The sequence below is a fragment of the Arthrobacter sp. OAP107 genome, assembly GCF_040546765.1.
Classification (GTDB): domain Bacteria; phylum Actinomycetota; class Actinomycetes; order Actinomycetales; family Micrococcaceae; genus Arthrobacter.
Genome location: NZ_JBEPOK010000001.1, coordinates 2,216,355 through 2,237,634 on the forward strand (window position 1 = coordinate 2,216,355; position 21,280 = coordinate 2,237,634).

Sequence of the window (21,280 nt, forward strand, 5' to 3'; positions counted from 1 at the left end):
GTCAGGACCGCAGAACGGCCTCTTCCAGAGTAACGCGGAAAGCTGGGTATCAGCCCATAGAGTCCAGAAGGGCGTCCACCCGCTCGTCCTCGTTGCGGAACGGGTCCTTGCACAGAATGGTCTGGTGCGCGCGGTCGTTGAGCTTCAGATGGACCCAGTCCACGGTGTAGTCACGGCCCAGCTCCTGCGCCTTGCGGACGAAGTCGCCACGCAGCTTGGCCCGGGTGGTCTGCGGCGGGGCGTCGACGGCGTCCTTGATGGCCGTTTCCTCGGTCACCCGGCGGACTGCGCCGCGTGACTGCAGCAGGTAGTACAGGCCGCGGGAACGGGAGATGTCGTGGTAGGTGAGGTCCAGTTGCGCGATCCGGGGGGCGTCCAGGCCCAGGCCGTGGCGCCTGCGGTAGCTGTCCATCAGCTTTTTCTTGATCGCCCAGTCGATTTCGGTGTCGATAGTGCTGGAGTCGCCGCTTTCGATGGCGCGCAGCGTCCGCCCCCACAGGTCCAGGATCAGCGGGACGTGCGGGTTGTGGGCTCCGTTTTCCTCGACGAACGCCGTGACTTTGCTCAGGTACTCCTGCTGGATCTCCAGCGCGGTGAGCTGGCGGCCGTTGGCGAGCCGGACAAGCGCGCGGCCGCTCAGGTCATGGGAGATCTCCCGGATGCTGCGGATGGGGTTTTCCATCCGCATGTCCCGCATGATCACTCCCGCCTCGATCATCCGCAGGATGAGGTCCACGGTGCCCACCTTGAGCAGTGCCGTGGTCTCGGACATGTTGGAGTCCCCGACGATCACGTGCAGGCGGCGGTAGAACTCGGCATCGGCATGCGGCTCGTCGCGGGTGTTGATGATGGGCCGCGAACGGGTGGTAGCGGAGGACACGCCCTCCCAGATGTGGTCAGCCCGTTGCGAAAACGCGTAGGTGGCTCCGTGCGGCGTCTTCAGGATCTTGCCGGCACCGGCGATGAGCTGGCGCGTGACGAGGAACGGGATAAGGATCTCGGCCAGCCGGGTGAACTCGCCGCGGCGGGGAATGAGGTAGTTCTCGTGGCTGCCGTAGGAGTTGCCCGCGGAGTCGGTGTTGTTCTTGAACAGGTACACCGTCCCGTTGAAGCCCTCGGCAGCCAGCCTGGACTGGGCCTCGTCCACGAGGTCGTCCAGGATGAGCTCCCCGGCGCGGTCATGGGCAATCAGCTGGGCGAGGTCGTCGCATTCTGCGGTTGCATACTCCGGATGCGAGCCCACGTCGAGGTACAGGCGGGACCCGTTGGTGAGGAACACGTTGGAGGACCGTCCCCAGCTGACCACTTTGCGGAACAGGTAGCGGGCCACTTCCTCCGGGGCGAGGGGGCGGGAGTCCGGGCTCGAATAGGAAATCCCGAATTCGGTTTCAATGCCGAAGATCCTCTTGTCCATGTCAGCTCTCCTCAGCCAGCAGTTCCACAACGTCCTGGTCGGACAATCTGCGGAAAGCCCTCCGCGTCCCCCTGTTGCTTTCCGAACTGCGGTGCAGCACCGCCACTTCCAAAGCCTTGGCCGGCAGGTCAGGTGCCTCGTTGTCCGTCGCGAGGCCCCTGACGGCGAGCCGGATCGCCGCCGCGAACGACAGGTCGCGCTGCCAGCCGCCCTCGATCGAACCGGACACCTTGTCCGCCTGGCCGCCCATCACGATGAAGTTGTGCTCGTCCGCGATCGAGCCGTCAAACGTCAGGCGGTAGAGGTGGTCGAGGTCCTGGCTCGCACCCACTTCGGCCACAGCGAGCTCGACCTCGAACGGCTTCTGTTCCGCGGTGAAGACGGCACCCAGGCTCTGGGCGTAGACGCTGGCCAGTCCCCGGGCGGTGACGTCCTCGCGGTCGTAGGAATAGCCGCGGACGTCGGCGTAGCGCACGCCGGCCTGGCGGAGGCTTTCAAACTCGTTGTACTTTCCGACGGCGGCGAAGGCGATCTTGTCGTAGATCTCGCCGATCTTGTGCAGCGACGGTGACGGGTTCTCCGCCACCAGGGCGATCCCGTCCTCGCAGCTGATTACGATGACGGACCGGCCGCGGGCGATGCCTTTCCGTGCGAAGTCCGCACGGTCCTTCATCAGCTGTTCGGGAGAGACATAGAACTGCTGTGTCATATCAGGCCTCCCTCCTGGCAGCTGCCCTGGACTCGATGATGTTTCCGGCCATGGCCGCGAGTTCCCGCTCGGAAACCCTCCGGGCACCGGCCCGGTTGACGGCATAGACCACGGGCCACAGTTGCCGCACGGGGTCGGGGCCGCCGGTGGCGGAGTCGTCGTCGGCGGCGTCGTAGAGGGATTCGACAGCCACGGCTATGGCTTCCTCTTCGGGCAGGTTGGGCCGCCAAAGTTTTTTGAGGGCGCCGCGGGCGAACATTGATCCGGAACCCACGGCGTGGTGTTCCTGTTCCTCGTAGCGGCCGCCGGTTACGTCATAGGAGAAGAGCCGCCCTATCCCGGCGGCAGTGTCGAAGCCTGCGAAAAGCGGGACCACTGCGAGGCCCTGCAGCGCCATGGGCAGGTTGCCGCGGATCATGGCGCCGAGCCGGTTTGCCTTGCCGTCCAGGCTCAGGAGGGTGCCCTCGATCTTCTCGTAGTGCTCGAGCTCCACCTGGAACAGGCGGGTCAGGTCGATCGCGATGCCTGCCGTGCCGGCAATTCCGAGGACCGAATACTGGTCGGCGGGGAAGACCTTTTCGATGTGTCGGCTGGCGATGATGTTGCCCATGGTGGCCCGGCGGTCGCCGGCCATGACGATGCCGCCGGCGTAGGTCATGGCCACGATGGTGGTGGCGTGGGGCACGGCGAGGGGCTGGCCGGCGGGCGTGCCCGTGGCGAATGGTGCGTACTGGGGAAGCAGTTCCGGACGGTCGCGTTGGAGATGCTCAGTGAACGACGACGTCGCGTGGGCGGCTACCTTGTTGGCTGTTGTCTCCTGCACTGGTGCACTCCTTCAACGTGATACTTCAGCGGCTGTCCGGTCCCTCTGGCCTCCGTGCCCGGTGCGGGTGGTGTGGCTGCCGGTCTACTGGCCGCCCTTTTGCACGAATGCCCGGACGAATTCCTCCGCGTTGGACTCCAGGACGCCGTCGATCTCGTCGAGGAGATCGTCAACGCCCTGCGTCGAGGCGGATGCCTGTCCTTCTGCGGGCGCCGGCGGTACGGGGACCTCTTCCTCGACCTCGGTGTCGCGTGGCTGTGGCTGCTGTTGCTCCTGGCCTGCCATGTCCTTCTCCTTTATCCAGTCCCCCGTTCCGGAGGACATCTTGTATGCCCATATTGCCACGCAAAGGGCCTTTTCGGGGTGCATTATGCCGGTGGCGGAGCCGGTGCCGATCCGAGGAGTTCGGCCAGGAAGGGGCCCGCCTCGCGGTGCCGGTCAAACAGCGCGCCGGTCAGGGCTTTGGTGCCGCGCAGCGGCTCCCGGGTGGGGACGCGCTGCAGCCGTCCGTAGCCCGGCACGTCGAAAATCACCGAGTCCCAGCTGGCGCCCACCACGTCCTTGCTGAAGCTGCTGACGCAGCGTCCGCGAAAGTACGCCCGGGTGTCCGACGGGGGTGTGGTCACCGCGGCGGCGATGTCGGCGTCGTCCACGATCCCCTGCATCCGGTTCCGGGAGAGCAACCGGTAGTAGAGCCCCTTTTCGGGGCGGAGGTCAGCCCACTGCAGGTCCACCAGGCCCAGCCGGGCGTCGTCCCACTGGAGCCCGTCGCGCTGGCGGTAGCCCTCCAGGATGGACAGCTTGGCCAGCCATTCGACCGACGTTGCCGCGGCGGCCCGGTCGCTGTCCAGCTGGGTCAGGGTGGTGGCCCAGCGCTCCAGCACGGCGTGGGTGTGTCCATCGCCGTCAACGGCGTCCCCCACCCCGGTGTCCTGGGCGAGCTTGGCGGCGGCCTCGTGGTACATCCACTGCAGGTCCAGCGCAGTCACCCGGCGGCCGTCCAGCAGCCTGACCTTGGTGGTCAGGGTGGTGTCGTGGCTGATGGCCTGCAGTGCGGCCACCGGCTCGTGGACCTCAATCCGCGGGGCGAGGCCCGCCTCGATCAGGCTCAGCACCATGGCGGTGGTCCCGAACTTCAGGTAGTTGGACACCTGGCTCAGGTTGGCGTCGCCGATGATGACGTGCAGCCGCCGGTACTTGTCCGCCGTTGCATGCGGTTCATCGCGGGTGTTGATGATGGGGCGCCGGATGGTGGTCTCAAGGCCCACTTCCGCCTCGAAGAAGTCCGCCCGCTGGCTGATCTGGTAGCCGGACCGGGAACTGTCCTGGCTCAGGCCCACCCGCCCCGAGCCGCAGATGATCTGCCGCGAGACGAAGAACGGGGTCAGCCCGCGGACAATGTCGCCGAACGGCACTGATCTCGGCATGAGGTAGTTCTCGTGCGACCCGTAGGACACGGACTTGTTGTCCGTGTTGTTCTTGTAGAGGTTGACGGCGGGAAGTTCCGTGTCGCTGGCCAGCCTGCGGACCGCAGCCAGGCCCACGAGGTCACCGGCCGCGTCCCAGGCCACTGCCGCCGCGGGGTTTGTGACCTCCGGGCTGGAGTACTCGGGGTGGGCATGGTCCACGTAGAGGCGTGCCCCGTTGCCCAGCACCATGTTCATCAGCAGCGAGCCCGATTCGTCCTCGCCGTCGAGTTCTAGCTCTTCCCGGCCGTAGGCAAGGGCCACGGCCTCGGCGTCGAGCACCGGCGGCTGGTCGGTCAGCTGGCTGGGGTGGGCCTGGCCGCGTTCCAGCGTCCAGCCGCGGGCGTCGTGCAGCGGTTCTTCGTCCGTGTAGTCCCAACGGGTTTCGGCGCCGCCGGCGGCCCGCAGCCGGGTGACCTGGGCGTAGGCCTGGACCACCCGGGCGGACATCATGGTGGCATTGGCACCCGGAGCAGCCGGCGCGTGAATCCCGTATTCGGTTTCGGACCCCATGACGCGCATGGCGCCGCCAACCGGCAGGCCACCTCCCAGCGCTGATTCGGAGCCGGCCGTCACAGGTACTGGCCCGTGTTGGGCATTGTCTCGATGGATTTGCCGGGCTCCTGGCCGGCCTTGCCCTGGACGATGGTGCGGATGTACGTGATGCGCTCACCCTTCTTGCCGGAGATGCGTGCCCAGTCATCGGGATTGGTGGTGTTGGGCATGTCCTCGTGCTCTCGGAACTCATCGACGACGGCGCGCAGCAGGTGGTCGATGCGCAGGCCCTTCTGCTGCGTCGTCAGGAGGTCCTTGATGGCGTACTTCTTGGCACGGTCCACGACGTTCTGGACCACGGCACCGGAGTTGAAGTCCTTGAAGTACAGCATCTCGGTGTCGCCGTTGGCGTAGGTGACTTCCAGGAACTCGTTGGATTTCTCCGTCGAGTACATCGACTCCACGGTCCGCTGGACCATGGCATCAACGGTCGCCAGCACATCGCCGTCGTGCTCCACCAGGTCGTCCTCGTGGAAGGGCAGGTCCGGGGTGATGTATTTCCTGAAGATGTCCGCCGCGGCCTCGGCGTCGGGACGCTGGATCTTGACCTTCACGTCCAGGCGGCCAGGGCGCAGGATAGCGGGGTCGATCATGTCCTCGCGGTTGGAGGCACCGATGACAATGACGTTGTCCAGCCGCTCCACGCCGTCGATCTCGCTCAGCAGCTGCGGCACAATCGTGGTTTCGACGTCGGACGAGATGCCCGTGCCGCGGGTGCGGAAGAGCGAATCCATCTCGTCGAAAAAGACCACTACGGGGCTGCCGTCCGAGGCCTTTTCGCGTGCCCGGGAGAAGATCAGCCGGATGTGGCGTTCTGTTTCGCCGACGTACTTGTCGAGGAGTTCGGGGCCCTTGATGTTGAGGAAGTAGCTCTTCAGGTCTACGTTGCCCGAGCGTTCCGCGGCGCGTGCGGCCAGCGAGTTTGCCACTGCCTTGGCGATGAGGGTCTTGCCGCAGCCCGGAGGGCCGTAGAGCAGGATGCCCTTGGGCGCCTTTAGCCCGTGCTCGCGGTACAGGTCAGGGTGCAGGAACGGCAGTTCGATGGCGTCCCGGATCTGCTCGATCTGCGGGCCCAGTCCACCGATGTCCTCGTAGGTGATGTCCGGGACTTCCTCCAGGACGAGGTTCTCAACCTCGGAGCGAGGGACTTTTTCGAGGGCGTACCCTGTGCGGGAATCGATGGACAGGGCGTCGCCTACCCGCAGCTTCTCGCTCAGCAGCGGGCCGGCGAGCCGGATGACGCGCTCCTCGTCGGCACGGCCCAGCACCAGGGCACGGTCCGGACCGAGCATTTCCTTGAGCGTGACGAGTTCGCCCGCGCGCTCATAGCCAAGGCCGGCCACCACCAGGAGCGCCTCGTTGAGGAGGACCTCCTGGCCGACGGCCAACTGGTTGATGTTGACCAGGGGGCTGATGCCAACCCGCATCTTGCGGCCGGCGTTGAAGATGTCCACCGATTCCTCGGTGGCTGCCTGGCCGCTGCCTGTGGCCTGCCGCCGCGGGTTCAGCTGGAGGATGGTGCCGAAACTGTATGGCGGCTGCCCCTCCTGGTCCAGGGCGTTCTTCAGCCGGAGTATTTCGGCCTTGGCAGTTTCCAGCATCGCCACGAGCTTGGTGTTGTTTTGCGTGGCAGCTGCCAGTTGGCGGTCGATATGCCTCAGTTTGTCCCTAAGGATATTGACCTGCCGGTCCGCGACAGACAGTTCGTTGGCGCCAGCCTGTTCAGCCGGCGTTGGCACGGAGTCGTTGTTTGGAGTCTCCATGATCATCAGCCCCTTCCTGCGCTTCTCTTAAGACCATAGCCCCAAGTTGGCTGGTAGAGCCGACGACATCCGAAATACGGACTAGTTTGTAATCTCCGGATCGTCCTTCACGTTGGTGCCGGCGATTGCGTCCCGCGCGGCCCGGCGGAGCTTCTTGTCGGAGACGAGGCGCTCCCCCACGGCGCCGGGTGTCCAGGCGTTGACGTCCTCCTCGTTGAACTCGGTCTTGGAGGGGCGCCGCTTAACGGAGATGCCGGTGACGCCGTCGGCGAGCCGCCGGGTGACCAGGAGGAAGCCGGTGTGGGCCACCATGCGGTGGTCCGGGCGCACGGCCAGTCCTTCGAGGTGCCAGCCGCGGACCATGGATTCCCAGGCGTCCGGTTCGGTGAAGCGGCCGTCCGCGCGGATGGCCTCCGCCGTGCGGGAGAGCTGGGTGACGGTGGCGACGTAGTTGATCCACACGCCGCCGGGAGCCAGGACGGTGGCTACCGCGTCAAGGCATTCCCAGGGTGCCAGCATGTCCAGGACCACGCGGTCGATGGAGCCGGGCTCTTCGGTGCGGACCACTTCCTCCTGAAAGTCCCCGAGGGAGATCTGCCACGCCGGGTGCGGGCCGCCGAAAATGGTCTCCACGTTGCCGCGGGCGATAGCGGCGAATTCTTCGCGGCGTTCAAAGGAGTGCAGGTAGCCCTGGTCCCCCACGGCACGCAGCAGCGAGATGGAGAGTGCGCCTGAGCCCACGCCTGCTTCCACCACACGGGCACCGGGGAAGATGTCGGCCATGGTGATGATCTGGCCGGCGTCCTTGGGGTAGACCACCGCCGCGCCGCGGGGCATGGACAGGACGAAGTCGGACAGCAGCGGGCGGAGCGTCTGGTACTGCTGGCCGACGTTGTTGACCACCACCGAGCCGTCCACCTTGCCGATGATGTCATCGTGGTTGAGGAAGCCCCGGTGGGTGTGGAAGGCTCCGCCGGACTCGAGGCTGATGGTGTTCATGCGCCCGCGCTCGTCCGTCAGCTGGACCCGTTCGCCTTCCCGGAAGGGGCCGCGCCGCCGGGCAGCGCCCACCGGCTGGTCCGCCGTCCCGGCTGCAGTGCCGGAGGAAGGGCCCGTGCTGGTTCCGTTGGCGGCAGATTCGCTGCTCATGACTGTGTCCTCGCTCCTGTGAAAGCTGTGTTGGCGTGCACCGTGGCGGTCGGGCAGGGCGCCGTGCACCCGCTGCCGATTTCACGACCGGCACGTAACTCTACCGGTTCCGGCCGTGCCGGCGCGTGTTCAGCGGGGGGCCTTGCCTGTTATGGCCGTCACCACGGTGGACTGCCGCAGCAGTCCGGTGACCCGGCCGTTGTGGTCGACCACCGCGTAGTCGTGCCCTTCGAGCTGCGCCAGGTACTGGAGCAGCTCCTGCCCCTTGGACCATTCAGGCACGTAGGCGCCGGCTCCGAGGGGGTAAGCGACCGCTCCGGCGGGCGTGCTGCGGGCCACTTGGGCCGGTACGGCGGCCAGGGCCGCGGGGTCCACCACGCTGTTGGGCCTGCCGTCCGGAGCGCAAAGCACGACGGCGGTCCGGCCGCCTGCTGCTGCCCCCAGGACGTCGCTGACGCTGCCCGTTTCGGGAAGGCCGACGGCGGGTTCGGCCAGCGCGGCGGCGCTGACCAGATGGAGCCTGCTGCGCAGGCGGCCCTGCTGGATCGAGGCGGAGGCGCCCATCCACAGGAAACCGCCGACCAGGATGGTAATGAGCAGCATGCTGGTGTCCGGAACGTCCCCGCTGAGCAGGGGCCGGACCAAAAACCACAGGCCCAGCGCGATGACGATGATGCGTCCGCCCCAGCCCGCGGCGATAGTTCCCTTGGCATGGCTGCCGGTTGCCTTCCAGACGGCGGACTCCACCAGGCGGCCGCCGTCCAGCGGCAGCCCGGGCAGCACGTTGAAGATGCCGATCACGAGGTTCGCCCAGAAGAAGATGTTCAGGAGGGTGTCCGCGACGCCGGACAGTCCGCCCGAGGAAATCACCAGCCAGGCCGCCCCGGCGAGCACAAAGTTGGCGGCGGGCCCGGCCATGGCTACCAGCACGGACCGCCCGGGGGTGGCGGTGAAGCTTTCAAACTGGGTGTGGCCGCCCCACAGGTTGAGCACGATTTTCTCACTGGGCCACCCGTAGGCCTTGGCCGTCAGCGCGTGCGCGAGCTCGTGGACGAGCACCGAGAGCAGGAGCAGCAGCGCGTAGGCGAACGCCACGTAGTACGCCCCGATACCGAGTGACGGGGTGCCGTGCTGCAGCACGGGTCCGTACACGATCACCGTGAAGCCGGCGATGATGAACCATGAGTAGGCCAGGACGATGGGGATACCGGCGATCCTGCCGAGCGGGATTCCCTCCCGGCGGCTGGCAGGGGCCTTCACGGCCGGGGGCTGCTGACCGGATCCCGCGGGCTCAGACACGTTCGGGCTCCTTAGTTGACGTTCTCGAAAGCTGCCGCCGATTCGCGGGAGCCGAGGCGGAGCCTGACCAGCTCCTCGAGTTCGCCCACCGAGCGGTCCGCGAGGGTGTCCCAGGTGGTCCTGCGGGCGTCCTCCGGCAGCGGCACCAGGTGCGGAATGGCCACGGTCACGGCGCCCGACCCCACGGCAGCGGCAACACCCGGCTCCGAGTCCTCCAGCGCCACGCAGTGGTCGACGGTGAGCTGGGGGTCCGCCTGCTTCAGCAGGTCCATCGCCTTGAGGTATGCCTCCGGGTGCGGCTTGCCCTTGGTCACGGTGTCACCGGTGACGAGGAACTCGAAGTAGGGCCGGGGCAGGCTCGCCACAATCTCGCGGGCCAGCGGCGCCTCTGACATGGTCACAAGGGCACAACGCACGCCGGCGTTGAACAGTTCATCCAGCAGTTCGCGGGCGCCTGGACGCCACGGCACGTTTTCCCGGACGCGGCTGATCACCTGCGCGGTGAGGGTATCGATGATCTCGCGGATCTCCAGGCGCACGCCGGCGCGCTGGAGGATGCCGGCCGAGTGCACCAGCGATTGCCCCACGAGCTGCATGGCCTGTTCGTGCGACCACGTCCCCCCGTAGGCCTCGACAAGGTTGTGCTCGGCTTCGATCCAGTACGGTTCAGTGTCAACAATGGTGCCGTCCATGTCCCATAAAACGGCTTTGAGCAAGGGCTGAGCGGCGGCAGATTCCATACTTTCCACTGTACCGGGCCGCCCGGCGGCGCCCTGCCGCAGGCCCCCGGGCGTCCGCCGTCGGCGAATATCACGCCGGCCTGCAGGGATGACCGGGAGGGGTGTTCCGCACGAATGACCCGATGGGACAGGGGTTTGTCCGGATCTGCGGCGGTTCGTTCTATGCAACAGCAACACTTGTGGACGTAGGGTGAAGGGATGAATAGCTTCGAGGGAGACACCAACGAACCGGGCACCGCGCCTGAGACGGAGCAGCTGCTGCAGCCTGTTCCCGAAGGTCAGCGCATTACTGTGATGCTGGCTGCGTTCGAGGGCTGGAATGACGCGGGGGAAGCCGCCAGCGATGCGCTCCGTTACCTCAACAAGCTGTGGGGCGGGAAGAAGGTCGCGTCCATCGACGCCGACGAGTACTACGACTTCCAGTTCACCCGGCCCACCGTCCGCCGCACTTCCTCCGGCGAACGCAAGATCAAGTGGCCGTCCACGCGGATCTACAAGGCCAGCGCCCCCGGCACCAACGTGGACGTTATTTTCATCCAGGGAACCGAACCGTCCTATAAGTGGCGCGCGTATACGGCGGAACTGCTGGTTCACGCCGAGGCGCTCCACGTTGACTACGTGGTCCTGGTGGGAGCGCTCCTGGCGGACGTGCCGCACAGCCGCCCCATCCCGGTCAGCACCTCCACTGACGACAGTGCACTCCGGGAACGGCTGAACCTCGAGGCTTCGCAGTATGAAGGACCGGTGGGAATTGTGGGGGTACTGTCCGAGGTATCCCTGCTCGCCGGCATCCCCACGGTCTCCCTCTGGGCTGCGGTACCGCACTACGTTGCCCAGGCCCCGTCACCCAAGGCACAGCTGGCGCTGCTGCACCGCATCGAGGAACTGCTCCAGGTTCCGCTGGACACCCACGAACTCGCCGAAGAGGCCGAGGCGTGGGAGCGCGGCGTCAACGAACTGGCCACCGAGGATCCCGAAATCGCCGCGTACGTACGGCAGCTGGAGGAAGCCAAGGACACCGCCGACCTGCCCGAGGCCAGCGGTGAATCCATTGCGCGCGAGTTTGAGCGCTACCTGAAGCGGCGGGGCAAGGACAAGCCCTAAGGGCCGGCTCCCCCGTTTAGACGGTTCCCTGCCCGTTAGACGTTGCGTAACGTCTAACGGGCAGGGAACCGTCTAAATGGCGTTAGAGTTCGACGCCGAGAAGCGCGTTGACGGCGTCGCGCACCAAAGCCTGGTCTGCTTCAGACGCGCTGCCGGCGTGGCCTGGGTTGCCAAGGGCCGCGTCTGCCCATTGGTCGACGGCTGCCAGGGCTGTCGGGGCATCCAGGTCGTCGGCAAGGGCTTCGCGCATTTGCCCGATCAGTTCGACGGCGGTTCCGGCGGGCGCGGCTGCCAGCGCTGAACGCCACCGTTCGAGGCGCGCCTTCGCCTGCTCGAAGCCTTCCGCCGTCCAGGACCAGTCGGACCGGTAATGGTGCGCCAGGATGGCAAGGCGGATGGCCGCAGGTTCTTCACCGGCAGCGCGGAGCTTGGAGACGAGGACCAGGTTGCCCTTGGACTTGGACATCTTTTCGCCGTCGAGGCCCACCATGCCGGCATGCGCGAAGTGCTCGGCGAGGGGAACACCGGACAGTGAGTAGGCGTGCCCGGCGCCCATCTCGTGGTGCGGGAAGACCAGGTCCGAGCCGCCGCCCTGCACGGTGAAGGGAGCGGGGAGGTACTTCTGGGCTATGACGGTGCACTCGATGTGCCAGCCGGGGCGGCCCTCCCCCAGCTCGCCGCCGGGCCAGCTGGGCTCGCCGTCGCGGGCCACGCGCCACAGCAGCGGGTCGAGGGCCTGGCGCTTGCCTGCCCGGCCGGGGTCGCCGCCCCGTTCGGCAAACAGTTCCAGCATCTCGGCTTCGGTCAGTCCGGAGACGGCGCCGAGTGTCCAGGCGTCCACGCCGACGGCGTGCTTGCTGGCAGCTTCGACGTCGTAGTAGACGTCGCCGTCGGGCTCGCCGGGGGTGCCGGTGACGCGGTAGGCCAGTCCCAGGTGCAGGAGCCGTTCAATCGCGGGCACGATCAGCGGCATGGCTTCAACGGCACCTACGTAATGGTCGGGGGCGAGGACGTTGAGGGCTTCCATATCGGTCCGGAAAAGCTCGATCTGGCTCTCGGCCAGTTCACGCCAGTCGACGCCGGTGGCCTCGGCACGCTCCAGCAGCGGGTCATCGACGTCGGTGATGTTCTGGACGTAGGCAACCTGCTGCCCGCCGTCGCGCCAGGCGCGGTTCAGGAGGTCAAACGCTATGTAGCTGGCGGCGTGGCCCATGTGGGTCGCGTCATACGGGGTGATCCCGCAGACATACATCGACTTTTCGCCATCGGCATTCAGGGTTACGGCGCGGTCCGCGGTTGTGTCAAACAAGCGGAGCGCGGGCATTTCCCCCGGCAGGACAGGCACGGGGCGGGAGATCCAGGACTTCACAGACCAAGCCTAGTGCTAGGCGCTGATGACATTGAAACCGAGCAGCAGGTACAGGGCGAGGCCCAGGAAGATGCGGTACCAGACAAACAGCCGGTAGCTCCGCGTTGAGATGAACTTCAGGAACCAGCCGATGATGACGTAGCCGATCGCGAACGCAATCACCGTTGCCAGGGCTGTCTCCCCCAGGCCGAAGGGGCCGCTCACGCCGTCCTTGGCCACCACCTTGAAGAGCTGGTAAAGGCCGCTGCCGAAAACTGCAGGGATGGCAAGCAGGAAGGAGTAGCGGGCGGCGGCTTCACGCGTGTAGCCCATGAGGAGCCCGGCCGTGATGGTGCCGCCGGAGCGGGAAACACCCGGAATCAGGGCCATGGCCTGGGCGAAGCCGTAGAGGATGCCGTGCTTGTAGGTGAGCCTGGAGAGGTCCCGGTCCTGCTTGCCGACGGCGTCCGCCACGGCGAGGATGAGGCCGAAGACGATCAGCATGGTGGCAACGATCCACAGGCTCCGCAGGACTGATTCGATCTGGTCCTGGAACAGCAGGCCCAGGACGATGATGGGCAGGCTGCCCAGAATCACCAGCCAGCCCATCCGGGCGTCCGGGTCCTGGCGCGGGACCCGCCCGGTCAGCGAGCCGAACCAGGCCTTCACGATCCGGACGATGTCCCGCCAGAAGTAGACGATGACGGCCGTCTCCGTGCCGAGCTGTGTGATGGCGGTGAAGGCCGCGCCGGGGTCCGCCGCATTCGGCAGGAAGGACCCCACAATCCGGAGGTGGGCGCTCGATGAAATCGGGAGGAATTCGGTCAGTCCCTGCACAAGACCCAGCAGGGCCGCTTCAATCCAGTTCACGCTAAGACCCTACGTCATGATGCGGGTGGTTTCCCCGTAAGCTAGCTGCTATGCAGCAGCGTTACATCGGCAACAGCGGGCTCCGCGCCTCCTCCCTCTCCCTGGGTACTATGTCGTGGTCCCGTGAAACGGACGAGCAGGATGCCTCGGAGCTGCTGCGCACCTTCGTGGACGCCGGCGGGACGCTCGTGGACACCGCTGCCTCCTATGCGGACGGCCAGGCTGAAGCCATGCTCGGGTCGATGCTGGGCGACGTCGTCTCCCGCACGGAAGTGGTCATCTCCACCAAAGCCGGCGTGTCGCCGTCGGACGGGCGGCAGCGGGTGGACGCGTCACGGAACGCCATGCTGTCCGGACTGGATGCCAGCCTGGCGCGGCTCGGCACCGACTACGTCGATCTCTGGCTCGCCCAGGCATGGGACCCCAACGTCCCGCTTGGCGAGACGTTGTCCGCCCTCGACTTCGCCGTCCGCAGCGGACGGGCCCGCTATGCGGGAATCGCCAACTACAACGGCTGGCAGACCGCCAAGGCCGCCGCCATCGCGGAATTCCCGCTCGTGGCCAACCAGTCCGAGTACTCGCTCCTGCGGCGCGGGCCCGAGGCGGAACTGGTGCCGGCCATCGAGGACGCGGGCCTGGGGCTGATGGCGTGGGCGCCGCTGGGCCGCGGCGTCCTCACCGGCAAGTACCGCGGTCATGTGCCCGCCGATTCCAGGGCGGCCGGCACCCGGCTGGCCAACTACGTGGAGCCCTACCTTGAGCAGCCCTCGTCGCAGGTGGTTGAGGCTGTTGCCATGGCGGCCCGCGGGCTGGGCCGTTCGTCCCTGGACGTGGCGCTCAGCTGGCTGCTGTCCCAACACGGAGTGGCTACCGCCATCGTGGGTGCGCGCATGCCGGTCCAGCTCAAGGAAATCCTGGATGCCCAGCTCACGCCGCTGCCGGCGGAAATAGCACGTGCCCTGGAGGATGTCTCCAGCAGCCTGGCCTAGGGTTACTCTTCGACGATTTCGAGATCCTCGTCGTCGACTTCGCCCTCTTCCTCTTCGTCTTCCTCGTCATCGAAAACCTGCAGCGGCGTCACTTCGTTGTAGGCCTCATAAAGGGCGTCCTCATAGACTTCGAAGGCATCGGCAACTGCAAAGAATGCCGTCTCCACTGAGGGGTCACCATCCCCGCGGCGGGCCGAGGCGGCTGCAAGGTGTTCTTCCAAAGCGGCAGTCAAGGACTGAAGCGCGACACGCGGATCGATGCTCATGCCTTCACGTTAGCGGGAAAAGGACGAAAATGGAGAGCAATGAAGGAACATTTTCTGACCAGCTCGGTCCTGCGGGAACGGGACTACGCACGTCAATACGAGTACCTCGTATTGACCGTCGGTCCTGAGGATTCCCTGCCCGAAGCCCGGCGCCGGCTCGTGGAACACTCCGAGTACGGCAAGTGGGAACTCGAGCGCAGCAGGCTGTACGTGGGTGGCGGCAGGCGCTTCTGGCTGCGCCGCCGGGTCACTCAGGTGCAGCGTACCGTCTAGGCCGCTCCGGCCTTCCGGGCGCGCACCGCGATGATGCGCGCCCGCTATGTGCTGCGCCCCGCTAGTCTTCGAGCGGGCCCAGCCAGGCGTTGGCCACGGTGTTGTGGGCCGACTCGTCGTCCGAGGGGTGGAACATTCCGGCCAGGACGTCACGGTACAGGCGCTCCAGTTCCGAACCGCGGAAGTAGCTGGAGCCGCCGGAGACCCGGATGGCAAGGTCCACCACAGTCCGCGCCGTTTCCGTGGCCCGGACCTTGACGCCCACCAGCTTGGGAAACCACTGGCTGCCGTGGTCCGCCACGCGGTCCACATCGCCGGCCACCACCGAAAGCTGGGGGTAGAGCGCATCCATGGCCATGGCGGCCTCGGCCACCTTCCACCTGATGTCGGGATCCTGCGCCAGGCTCCGGCCGCCGTTCTTGAATGATGTCCGGCGCCTGGCGGCTTCCACGGACAGCACCAGGGCCCGCTCACCGATGCCCGCGTAGACGCCCGCAAGCAGGGTCTCAAAGCACGCGAAGATCGCAAAGATCAGCGGATCCGGGTTGGGACCCACCGGGAGCTTCCGGAAGATGCGGCCGGGCGGGACAACTGCACCGTCCAGGATGGTGGTGTTGGACTGGCTGGCCCGCATGCCCAGCGTGTTCCAGTCCTCCAGGATCCGGTAGCCGGGAGTGTCCCGCCGGATGAAGCCGTGCACCAGTTCGCCGTCGCCGTCGCGTGCAGCAGGGTCCTTCCCGAAGATGCCCAGGCGCGTCCAGGCCGGCGAGAGGCTCGTGAAGATCTTGGTGCCCGTGAACGAGTACCCGCCGTCCGGCAGGGGCCTTGCCTCTGTCAGCGAATCGAACAAAACGGAGTCGTTGCCGGCCTCCGAGTTGCCGAAGGCGAAGACCTCCCCCGCCGCTGCCTCCTGCAGCACGAAGTCCAGGGAAGAGTCGCCGCGTGCAGCGAGGACGCGGGCTACGCCTGTCCAGACCAGGTGCATGTTGACGGCCAGCGCGGTGGCGGGAGCCGCCGTCGCCAGTCGCCGCTGGCAGCGGACCGCGGCCTCCAGACCCAGGCCCGCCCCGCCGTCGGACTTCGGCACGAAAAGCTTCAGGTACCCGGCGGCGGCGAGCTCCTCCAGATCCTCCGTGAAAAAGCGGTTCTGCTGGTCGTACTCCGCTGCCCGCCCCCGGATCCGTTCGAGCAGGCTGTCGGGCAGCAGCTGTTCCGGTTCCACCGCTAGCCTCAGTAGTTGGTGAGCAGCGTATTCAGGACGCGGGCGCCGAACTTCAGCGATTCCGCAGGAACCCGTTCGTCGACGCCATGGAACATGCCGGTGAAGTCGAGGTCGTCCGGCAGCTGCAGGGGTGCGAAGCCGTAGCCGGTGATGCCGAGCTTGGAAAGCGACTTGTTGTCGGTGCCGCCGGACAGGGTGTACGGGAGAACCTTCGCGCCCGGATCTTCAGAGTGCAGGGCGTCGATCATCGAGTCGACCAGGTTACCGGCGAACGGCACTTCCAGGGAGACATCGTTGTGCACGTAGCTGACGTCAACGCCGCTGCCCGCCAGCTCCTTGACGATCTCGAGGACCTGGTCCTGCTGGCCCGCGAGGGTCCGGCAGTCCACCAGTGCCTCAGCGGACTCGGGGATGACGTTGTGCTTGTAGCCGCCGCCCAGCAGCGTCGGGTTGGACGTATTCTGCAGCGTGGCCCCCACGAAGCGGGCCACCGTGCCCAGTTCCTTCAGCAGCAGTTCCGGGTTGTCGGGATCGAATTCGACGCCGGTCAGTTCCGTCACGCCGTCCAGGAACTGGCGCGTGGTGGCGGTCAGCTCGATGGGCCACTGGTACTCACCGATGCGGGTTACGGCGCCGGCGAGACGGGTGATGGCATTGTCAGTGTTGATCTGCGAGCCGTGGCCGGCGCGGCCGTGCGCCACGAGCCGGAGCCAGGAGATGCCCTTTTCTGCCGTCTGCAGCAGGTAGGCGCGCTGGCCGCCGATGGTGGTCGAGAAGCCGCCCACTTCGGAAATGGCCTCGGTGGCACCCTCGAACAGCTCGGGCCGGTGCTTCACCGCGTACTGGGCGCCGTGCACGCCGCCCGCCTCCTCATCGGCAAAGAACGCAAAGACAATGTCCCGCTTGGGCTTGCGCCCGGTGCGGGCGAAGTTGCGCAGCACGGACAGGATCATCGCATCCATGTCCTTCATGTCCACCGCGCCGCGGCCCCAGATCAGGCCGTCCTTGAGCTCGCCGCTGAACGGGTCCACGGACCACTGCTCACGGAGGGCGGGCACCACGTCCAGGTGGCCGTGGACCACGAGGGCGCTGGCAGAGGGGTCCTCGCCCGCCATCCGGGTGACCACGCTGGCCCGGCCCGGTTCCGATTCGAAGATTTCCGCCTCCAGCCCCACCTCGCTGATCAGGCCTGCGGTGTATTCGGCCGCCGCGCGTTCGCCGGGACCCGAGCCATCCCCGTAGTTGGATGAATCGATGCGGATGAGCTCCTGGCAGATGGTGACGACTTCATCCTCTGGCCGAACGTGAGACATTGATCACTCCTTGTAGCGGGGGAAACGCGGATTCATGCGGGTTGTGGCGGCTTTTGGCGGCCGTAACTCCCGGGTTCAGCCTACCCAGTCGACTCGATTCCATCTTTCCGGAAAGTTCGTGTTAGAGTTTTTCTCGCTGCTTCGGAGAGAAGCGAACCGCTGAAAGGCGTGAGAGAGTCCTCCGAAATACCACCTGCGCGGGTGGCGGAATGGCAGACGCGCTAGCTTGAGGTGCTAGTCCTCGAAAGGGGGTGGGGGTTCAAGTCCCCCTCCGCGCACAAAGGGAAAACCCCGGGAATCCAATGGATTCCCGGGGGTTTTTTCGTTTCTTCCCAAACTCCGGGACGCACCCAACCCGGCAACCCCGCCGCCCGGGTCCGGCGCTGCAAAGCTGGGCATAGTTCTTCTGCCGTCTGCCGGAAAAGGCCCCGAAAACGCACTGCTGATGATCAAGAAAAGTCAGGCGCGTTACTGACTGTGACGGCACCGGCCATGCTCTTCCCGAGCGCTGCCGACGGGCGTAAAAAGGAACTGGAGGGCAACATTTGTAACCTTCGCCTCACCGCTCTCCGGCAAACCGGCGTGCGGGAGACGGGCTGACAAGGAGGTCGTCGGGTGTCCCATCAAGATCGTCCTGACCCGAAACGGCGCCCCGTCCCGGGGGCTCCCCCGGGCGCCGGACAGCCAACCCGCAATACTGCAACCCGTGGCCCGGCACGGCGTGCGCCGTACGTCGTCGCCGGCGTCCTGCTTTCCGTGGCGATCCTGCTTCCGCTCATGCCGCAGACCTACTCGTTCAGTGCCCCAACCTTGGGCGGCATGCCCTTCTTCTACTGGTACCAGCTGCTCTGGGTTCCCATTTCCGCAGCCTTGAGCGGCGTGGCGTACTGGCTCGTGACAACGGAAGACCGACGACGGCGGGCGGCGATCCGCGCGGGCGCTGCCGACGCCGACGCGGACGAAGCTAACGGAGAAGAGCGGTCATGAACGGGCGCGAGATCAACTGGGTCGCCCTCATCATCGTGGTGCTGCTCTTCGTCGTTGTCGCCGTCATGGGCTTCCTCGCCGCCCGGTGGCGCCGGACGGCGGAGAGCGAGGGACTGCACAGCCTCGACGAATGGGGGCTGGGTGGACGCGGCTTCGGGACATGGATTACCTGGTTCCTGCTGGGCGGCGATCTCTATACCGCCTACACGTTCGTGGCGGTTCCGGCTGCGATGTGGGCGACGGGCGCGGTCAGCGGCTTCTTCGCCGTCCCGTACACGATCGTCCTCTACCCCATCATCTTCATCATCATGAGCCGGCTCTGGTCGGTGTCCCACCGGCACGGCTACGTCACCTCGGCGGACTTCGTGGGCGGCCGCTACGGGAGCCGGTGGCTGTCCCTCGCCATCGCCGTCACGGGCATTGTGGCAACCATGCCCTATATCGCCCTCCAGCTGGTAGGCATCAAGGCCGTCCTCACCGTGCTCGGCCTGGGCAGCTCGGAGAACGTGCTGCTGACGGACCTGCCGCTCATCCTGGCGTTCGTCGTGCTGGCCGCATACACCTACACCTCGGGGTTGCGGGCGCCGGCGATGATCGCGGTCGTCAAGGACCTGCTGATCTACCTGGCGGTGATCGTTGCGGTCATCTACCTGCCGATCAAGTTCGGCGGGTGGGACGCCATCTTCGGGGCGGCGAAAACGAAGCTGGACACCGTGAACGACGCGACGGGCAAGCCCAACGGGGTGTTCATTCCGTCGGCCGCGAACTACTCGGCGTACTGGACGCTGGCGCTCGGGTCGGCCATGGCACTGTTCATGTACCCGCACTCCATTACCGGTGTGCTCGCGTCCAAGGGGCGCAATACCATCCGGCGCAACGCCGCAATTCTGCCGCTGTACTCGCTCATGCTCGGCTTCCTTGCACTGCTGGGTTTTGTGGCCATCAAGGCCGGCACCAGGCCGATCGACCTGAACGGGTCGGTCAACCCACAGCTCGTGGTGCCGCAGCTGTTCCTGGACCACTTCCCCGCGTGGTTCGCAGGGGTGGCGCTGGCAGCCATCGCCATCGGGGCGCTGGTGCCGGCGGCCATCATGTCCATTGCCGCGGCGAACATGTTTACCCGCAACATCTACCGGGATTTCCTCCGGCCTGAAGTCGACCCCAAGACCGAGGCGAAGGTGTCCAAGATTGTCTCGCTTGTGGTGAAGGTCGGTGCGCTGATTTTCGTCATTGCCATGGACCAGTCCGCAGCCATCAACATGCAGCTGCTGGGCGGCATCTGGATTCTGCAGACCTTCCCGGCGGTTGTGGCGGGCCTCTACACGCGGTGGTTTGACCGCTGGGCGCTGCTGGCTGGATGGGCTGTGGGCATTGCGTTCGGCACCGCCTCGGCCTACAGCGTCATCAACCCAGTCACGCATGCCCACTTCGGTGGCTCCATTGCTCCCGTCCCCGGGACCGGTTTCACCGTGTACATCGCCGTGTCGGCGTTTGTGCTCAACCTGCTTGTCGCCGTCGCACTGACCCTGGTGCTGCGCGCGCTCAAGGTGCCCCAGGGCGAGGACAAGACACGCCGGTCGGACTACGGCGCCGATGAAACGGACCCGAAGGTTGCCGAGATCGAGCGGACCCAGCGGTTCGTTGAACCAGGAGGACCGTCACCGGTGTAGTAGCGGTGACTCTGAAGGTCCACGCAATGAACGTCAGCGACATCCGCGGGCTTTTCCCCGGCCTCAAGGACACCATCTACCTCAACACTGCCACCATGTGCGCCGGCTGCACGCCTGCCAGGCAGGCCTATGAACTGGCCCTGGGGCGCTGGTCGGCAGGGCGGTTCGACTGGATGGAAGCAGAGCAGGCCGGCGATGACGCCCGCGGCATGTTCGCCGCGATCATCGGAGCCACAGCGGCAGACATCGCCATCGTCCCCGCTGTCAGCACCGCGGCGGGGATTGTTGCCGCCAACCTGCCGCCCGCCGGAAGCGGTGAAAACATCGTTGTGGCCGAGAACGAATTCGCGTCGAACTACTACCCCTGGCTTCTGCTCCGGGATCGTGGCTACGACGTCCGTGCTGTCGCAGCGGAAGGGGACGTGGTGCCGGCCGAGGCCCTCACCCGGGCGGCCGACGGCGGCACCCGGCTCATCGCTGTCAGTGCCGTGCACCCCGTCACCGGTTTCCGGGCGGACCTGGCCTCCCTCAGCCGCACTGCGGCCGACTCGGGCGCATGGTTTTTCGTGGATGCATGCCAGGCGGCCGGTGCCGTTCCCCTTGACGTGGCGCGCGATGGCGTGGATTTCCTCGCCACCGCCAGCCACAAGTTCCTGCTCGGCTCGCGCGGCATGGGCTACCTCTACGTCCGCCCGGGACTGATCGACCGTCTCCGACCCGTCGTGCCGGGCTGGAAAGCCGCCCGGCTGCCGCTCGAAAGCTTCCTTGGTCCGGACATGGACCTGTCCCCGACGGCGTCCAAGCTGGACGCGTCGCTGGCCTGGTTTCCCGCGCTGGCCGACCAGGCGGCGCTTGCTGTCCTGCACCGGTTCGGTATCGGCCCGGTCCTCGAACGCAACGCGCGGCTTGCCCTTCACCTGCGGAACGCGCTGGAGGCGGAAGGCGTCAGCTACCGCTCCTTCCCCGAACCGCACCGCTCCACCATCATCTCCGTTCCGGTGGACGATCCGGAGCCGTCATGGACCGGCTGCGCCATGCGAACGTGGTTGTGTCCGTCCGGGCCGGCAGCATTCGGCTGGCTATCCATTTCTACAATCTCGAGGAAGAGCTGGTCCGGGTCGCAGAGCTCATTGCGGGCCGCTGAGCCCGCTGGAAAACGGCTCCAGCCGATGCCATTGACGTGGCCCTTTGGGAGGACCATCATTCTCCTAGACGTTTGGGGGGGCGCTATGGCAAACGCAATGGAGCCGCGCCGTGAGCATTTATTCTGCAGTTGAGACGTCTTTTCCCGGTCACGCCAGAGCGGATGTGACGGTGAAC

The 21,280-nt window shown here is 66.3% G+C and carries 20 protein-coding genes and 1 tRNA gene; 7 read left to right on the forward strand and 14 right to left on the reverse strand.

Annotation, left to right across the window (positions count from 1 at the left end):
• Positions 1 to 49: 49 nt before the first annotated feature.
• From pafA to ABIE00_RS10435, 9 genes are all read right to left on the reverse strand, one after another.
• Positions 50 to 1,414, reverse strand: coding sequence for a Pup--protein ligase (gene pafA / locus ABIE00_RS10395; protein ID WP_314193157.1), 1,365 nt, complete (start codon positions 1,412 to 1,414; stop codon positions 50 to 52).
• Between the two features lies 1 nt (position 1,415).
• Positions 1,416 to 2,123, reverse strand: coding sequence for a proteasome subunit alpha (gene prcA / locus ABIE00_RS10400; RefSeq protein WP_354259866.1), 708 nt, complete (start codon positions 2,121 to 2,123; stop codon positions 1,416 to 1,418).
• Position 2,124: 1 nt separating this feature from the next.
• Positions 2,125 to 2,946: a proteasome subunit beta gene (gene prcB / locus ABIE00_RS10405; RefSeq protein ID WP_354259869.1), complete on the reverse strand. Its 822-nt coding sequence runs from the start codon at positions 2,944 to 2,946 to the stop codon at positions 2,125 to 2,127.
• Positions 2,947 to 3,030: 84 nt separating this feature from the next.
• Positions 3,031 to 3,231: a ubiquitin-like protein Pup gene (locus tag ABIE00_RS10410; RefSeq protein WP_076802936.1), complete on the reverse strand. Its 201-nt coding sequence runs from the start codon at positions 3,229 to 3,231 to the stop codon at positions 3,031 to 3,033.
• An 83-nt stretch (positions 3,232 to 3,314) separates the two neighbouring features.
• A complete protein-coding gene (dop, locus tag ABIE00_RS10415; protein WP_354263318.1) occupies positions 3,315 to 4,934 on the reverse strand; it encodes a depupylase/deamidase Dop in 1,620 nt (539 codons plus the stop codon).
• 50 nt (positions 4,935 to 4,984) lie between these two features.
• Complete coding sequence (gene arc / locus ABIE00_RS10420; RefSeq protein ID WP_354259873.1) at positions 4,985 to 6,730, reverse strand: proteasome ATPase; 1,746 nt, start codon at positions 6,728 to 6,730, stop codon at positions 4,985 to 4,987.
• Between the two features lie 81 nt (positions 6,731 to 6,811).
• Complete coding sequence (locus ABIE00_RS10425) at positions 6,812 to 7,879, reverse strand: tRNA (adenine-N1)-methyltransferase (RefSeq protein ID WP_354259876.1); 1,068 nt, start codon at positions 7,877 to 7,879, stop codon at positions 6,812 to 6,814.
• A gap of 129 nt (positions 7,880 to 8,008) precedes the next feature.
• Positions 8,009 to 9,178 (reverse strand): site-2 protease family protein, encoded by a 1,170-nt coding sequence (locus tag ABIE00_RS10430; RefSeq protein WP_354259879.1) that lies wholly within the window; start codon positions 9,176 to 9,178, stop codon positions 8,009 to 8,011.
• 11 nt (positions 9,179 to 9,189) lie between these two features.
• On the reverse strand, positions 9,190 to 9,918 hold the full coding sequence (locus ABIE00_RS10435; RefSeq protein WP_354259882.1) for an HAD family hydrolase: 729 nt from the start codon (positions 9,916 to 9,918) through the stop codon (positions 9,190 to 9,192).
• 198 nt (positions 9,919 to 10,116) lie between these two features.
• Between ABIE00_RS10435 and ABIE00_RS10440 the strand changes: the two genes are divergently transcribed.
• The gene (locus ABIE00_RS10440; RefSeq protein ID WP_354259885.1) at positions 10,117 to 11,022 is read left to right on the forward strand and encodes a PAC2 family protein; all 906 of its coding nucleotides are present in this window, start codon (positions 10,117 to 10,119) and stop codon (positions 11,020 to 11,022) included.
• 82 nt (positions 11,023 to 11,104) lie between these two features.
• On the opposite strand, the gene mshC is transcribed toward ABIE00_RS10440, so the two are convergent.
• Both mshC and ABIE00_RS10450 read right to left on the reverse strand, forming a co-directional pair.
• On the reverse strand, positions 11,105 to 12,391 hold the full coding sequence (gene mshC / locus ABIE00_RS10445; protein WP_354259887.1) for a cysteine--1-D-myo-inosityl 2-amino-2-deoxy-alpha-D-glucopyranoside ligase: 1,287 nt from the start codon (positions 12,389 to 12,391) through the stop codon (positions 11,105 to 11,107).
• A 15-nt stretch (positions 12,392 to 12,406) separates the two neighbouring features.
• The gene (locus ABIE00_RS10450; protein WP_354259890.1) at positions 12,407 to 13,240 is read right to left on the reverse strand and encodes an undecaprenyl-diphosphate phosphatase; all 834 of its coding nucleotides are present in this window, start codon (positions 13,238 to 13,240) and stop codon (positions 12,407 to 12,409) included.
• 50 nt (positions 13,241 to 13,290) lie between these two features.
• Between ABIE00_RS10450 and ABIE00_RS10455 the strand changes: the two genes are divergently transcribed.
• Positions 13,291 to 14,229 carry an aldo/keto reductase gene (locus tag ABIE00_RS10455; protein ID WP_354259893.1) on the forward strand — a complete coding sequence of 313 codons (939 nt, stop codon included), beginning with the start codon at positions 13,291 to 13,293 and terminating at the stop codon, positions 14,227 to 14,229.
• A 2-nt stretch (positions 14,230 to 14,231) separates the two neighbouring features.
• Here ABIE00_RS10455 and ABIE00_RS10460 read toward each other — a convergent pair whose 3' ends face one another.
• Positions 14,232 to 14,495: a hypothetical protein gene (locus ABIE00_RS10460; protein WP_331568753.1), complete on the reverse strand. Its 264-nt coding sequence runs from the start codon at positions 14,493 to 14,495 to the stop codon at positions 14,232 to 14,234.
• Positions 14,496 to 14,534: 39 nt separating this feature from the next.
• Here ABIE00_RS10460 and ABIE00_RS10465 point away from each other — a divergent pair, with 39 nt between their 5' ends.
• Complete coding sequence (locus tag ABIE00_RS10465) at positions 14,535 to 14,768, forward strand: DUF5703 family protein (protein ID WP_102973612.1); 234 nt, start codon at positions 14,535 to 14,537, stop codon at positions 14,766 to 14,768.
• Between the two features lie 61 nt (positions 14,769 to 14,829).
• Here ABIE00_RS10465 and ABIE00_RS10470 read toward each other — a convergent pair whose 3' ends face one another.
• Both ABIE00_RS10470 and ABIE00_RS10475 read right to left on the reverse strand, forming a co-directional pair.
• Entirely contained in the window at positions 14,830 to 15,990 is a 1,161-nt protein-coding gene (locus ABIE00_RS10470; protein ID WP_354259897.1) for an acyl-CoA dehydrogenase family protein, read from the reverse strand.
• Positions 15,991 to 15,998: 8 nt separating this feature from the next.
• Positions 15,999 to 17,303 (reverse strand): M20/M25/M40 family metallo-hydrolase, encoded by a 1,305-nt coding sequence (locus ABIE00_RS10475; RefSeq protein ID WP_354259900.1) that lies wholly within the window; start codon positions 17,301 to 17,303, stop codon positions 15,999 to 16,001.
• 195 nt (positions 17,304 to 17,498) lie between these two features.
• Between ABIE00_RS10475 and ABIE00_RS10480 the strand changes: the two genes are divergently transcribed.
• The 4 genes from ABIE00_RS10480 (at position 17,499) to ABIE00_RS10495 (ending at position 21,237) form a co-directional block, all read left to right on the forward strand.
• Positions 17,499 to 17,581 (forward strand) — tRNA-Leu (locus ABIE00_RS10480).
• A 337-nt stretch (positions 17,582 to 17,918) separates the two neighbouring features.
• On the forward strand, positions 17,919 to 18,290 hold the full coding sequence (locus ABIE00_RS10485) for a DUF3311 domain-containing protein (protein WP_354259902.1): 372 nt from the start codon (positions 17,919 to 17,921) through the stop codon (positions 18,288 to 18,290).
• Positions 18,287 to 19,960, forward strand: coding sequence for a monocarboxylate uptake permease MctP (gene mctP / locus ABIE00_RS10490; RefSeq protein ID WP_354259904.1), 1,674 nt, complete (start codon positions 18,287 to 18,289; stop codon positions 19,958 to 19,960). Before ABIE00_RS10485 ends, mctP begins: the two co-directional genes overlap by 4 nt.
• Before the next feature lie 26 nt (positions 19,961 to 19,986).
• Positions 19,987 to 21,237 (forward strand): aminotransferase class V-fold PLP-dependent enzyme, encoded by a 1,251-nt coding sequence (locus tag ABIE00_RS10495; RefSeq protein ID WP_354259907.1) that lies wholly within the window; start codon positions 19,987 to 19,989, stop codon positions 21,235 to 21,237.
• The last annotated feature ends 43 nt before the right edge of the window (positions 21,238 to 21,280 follow it).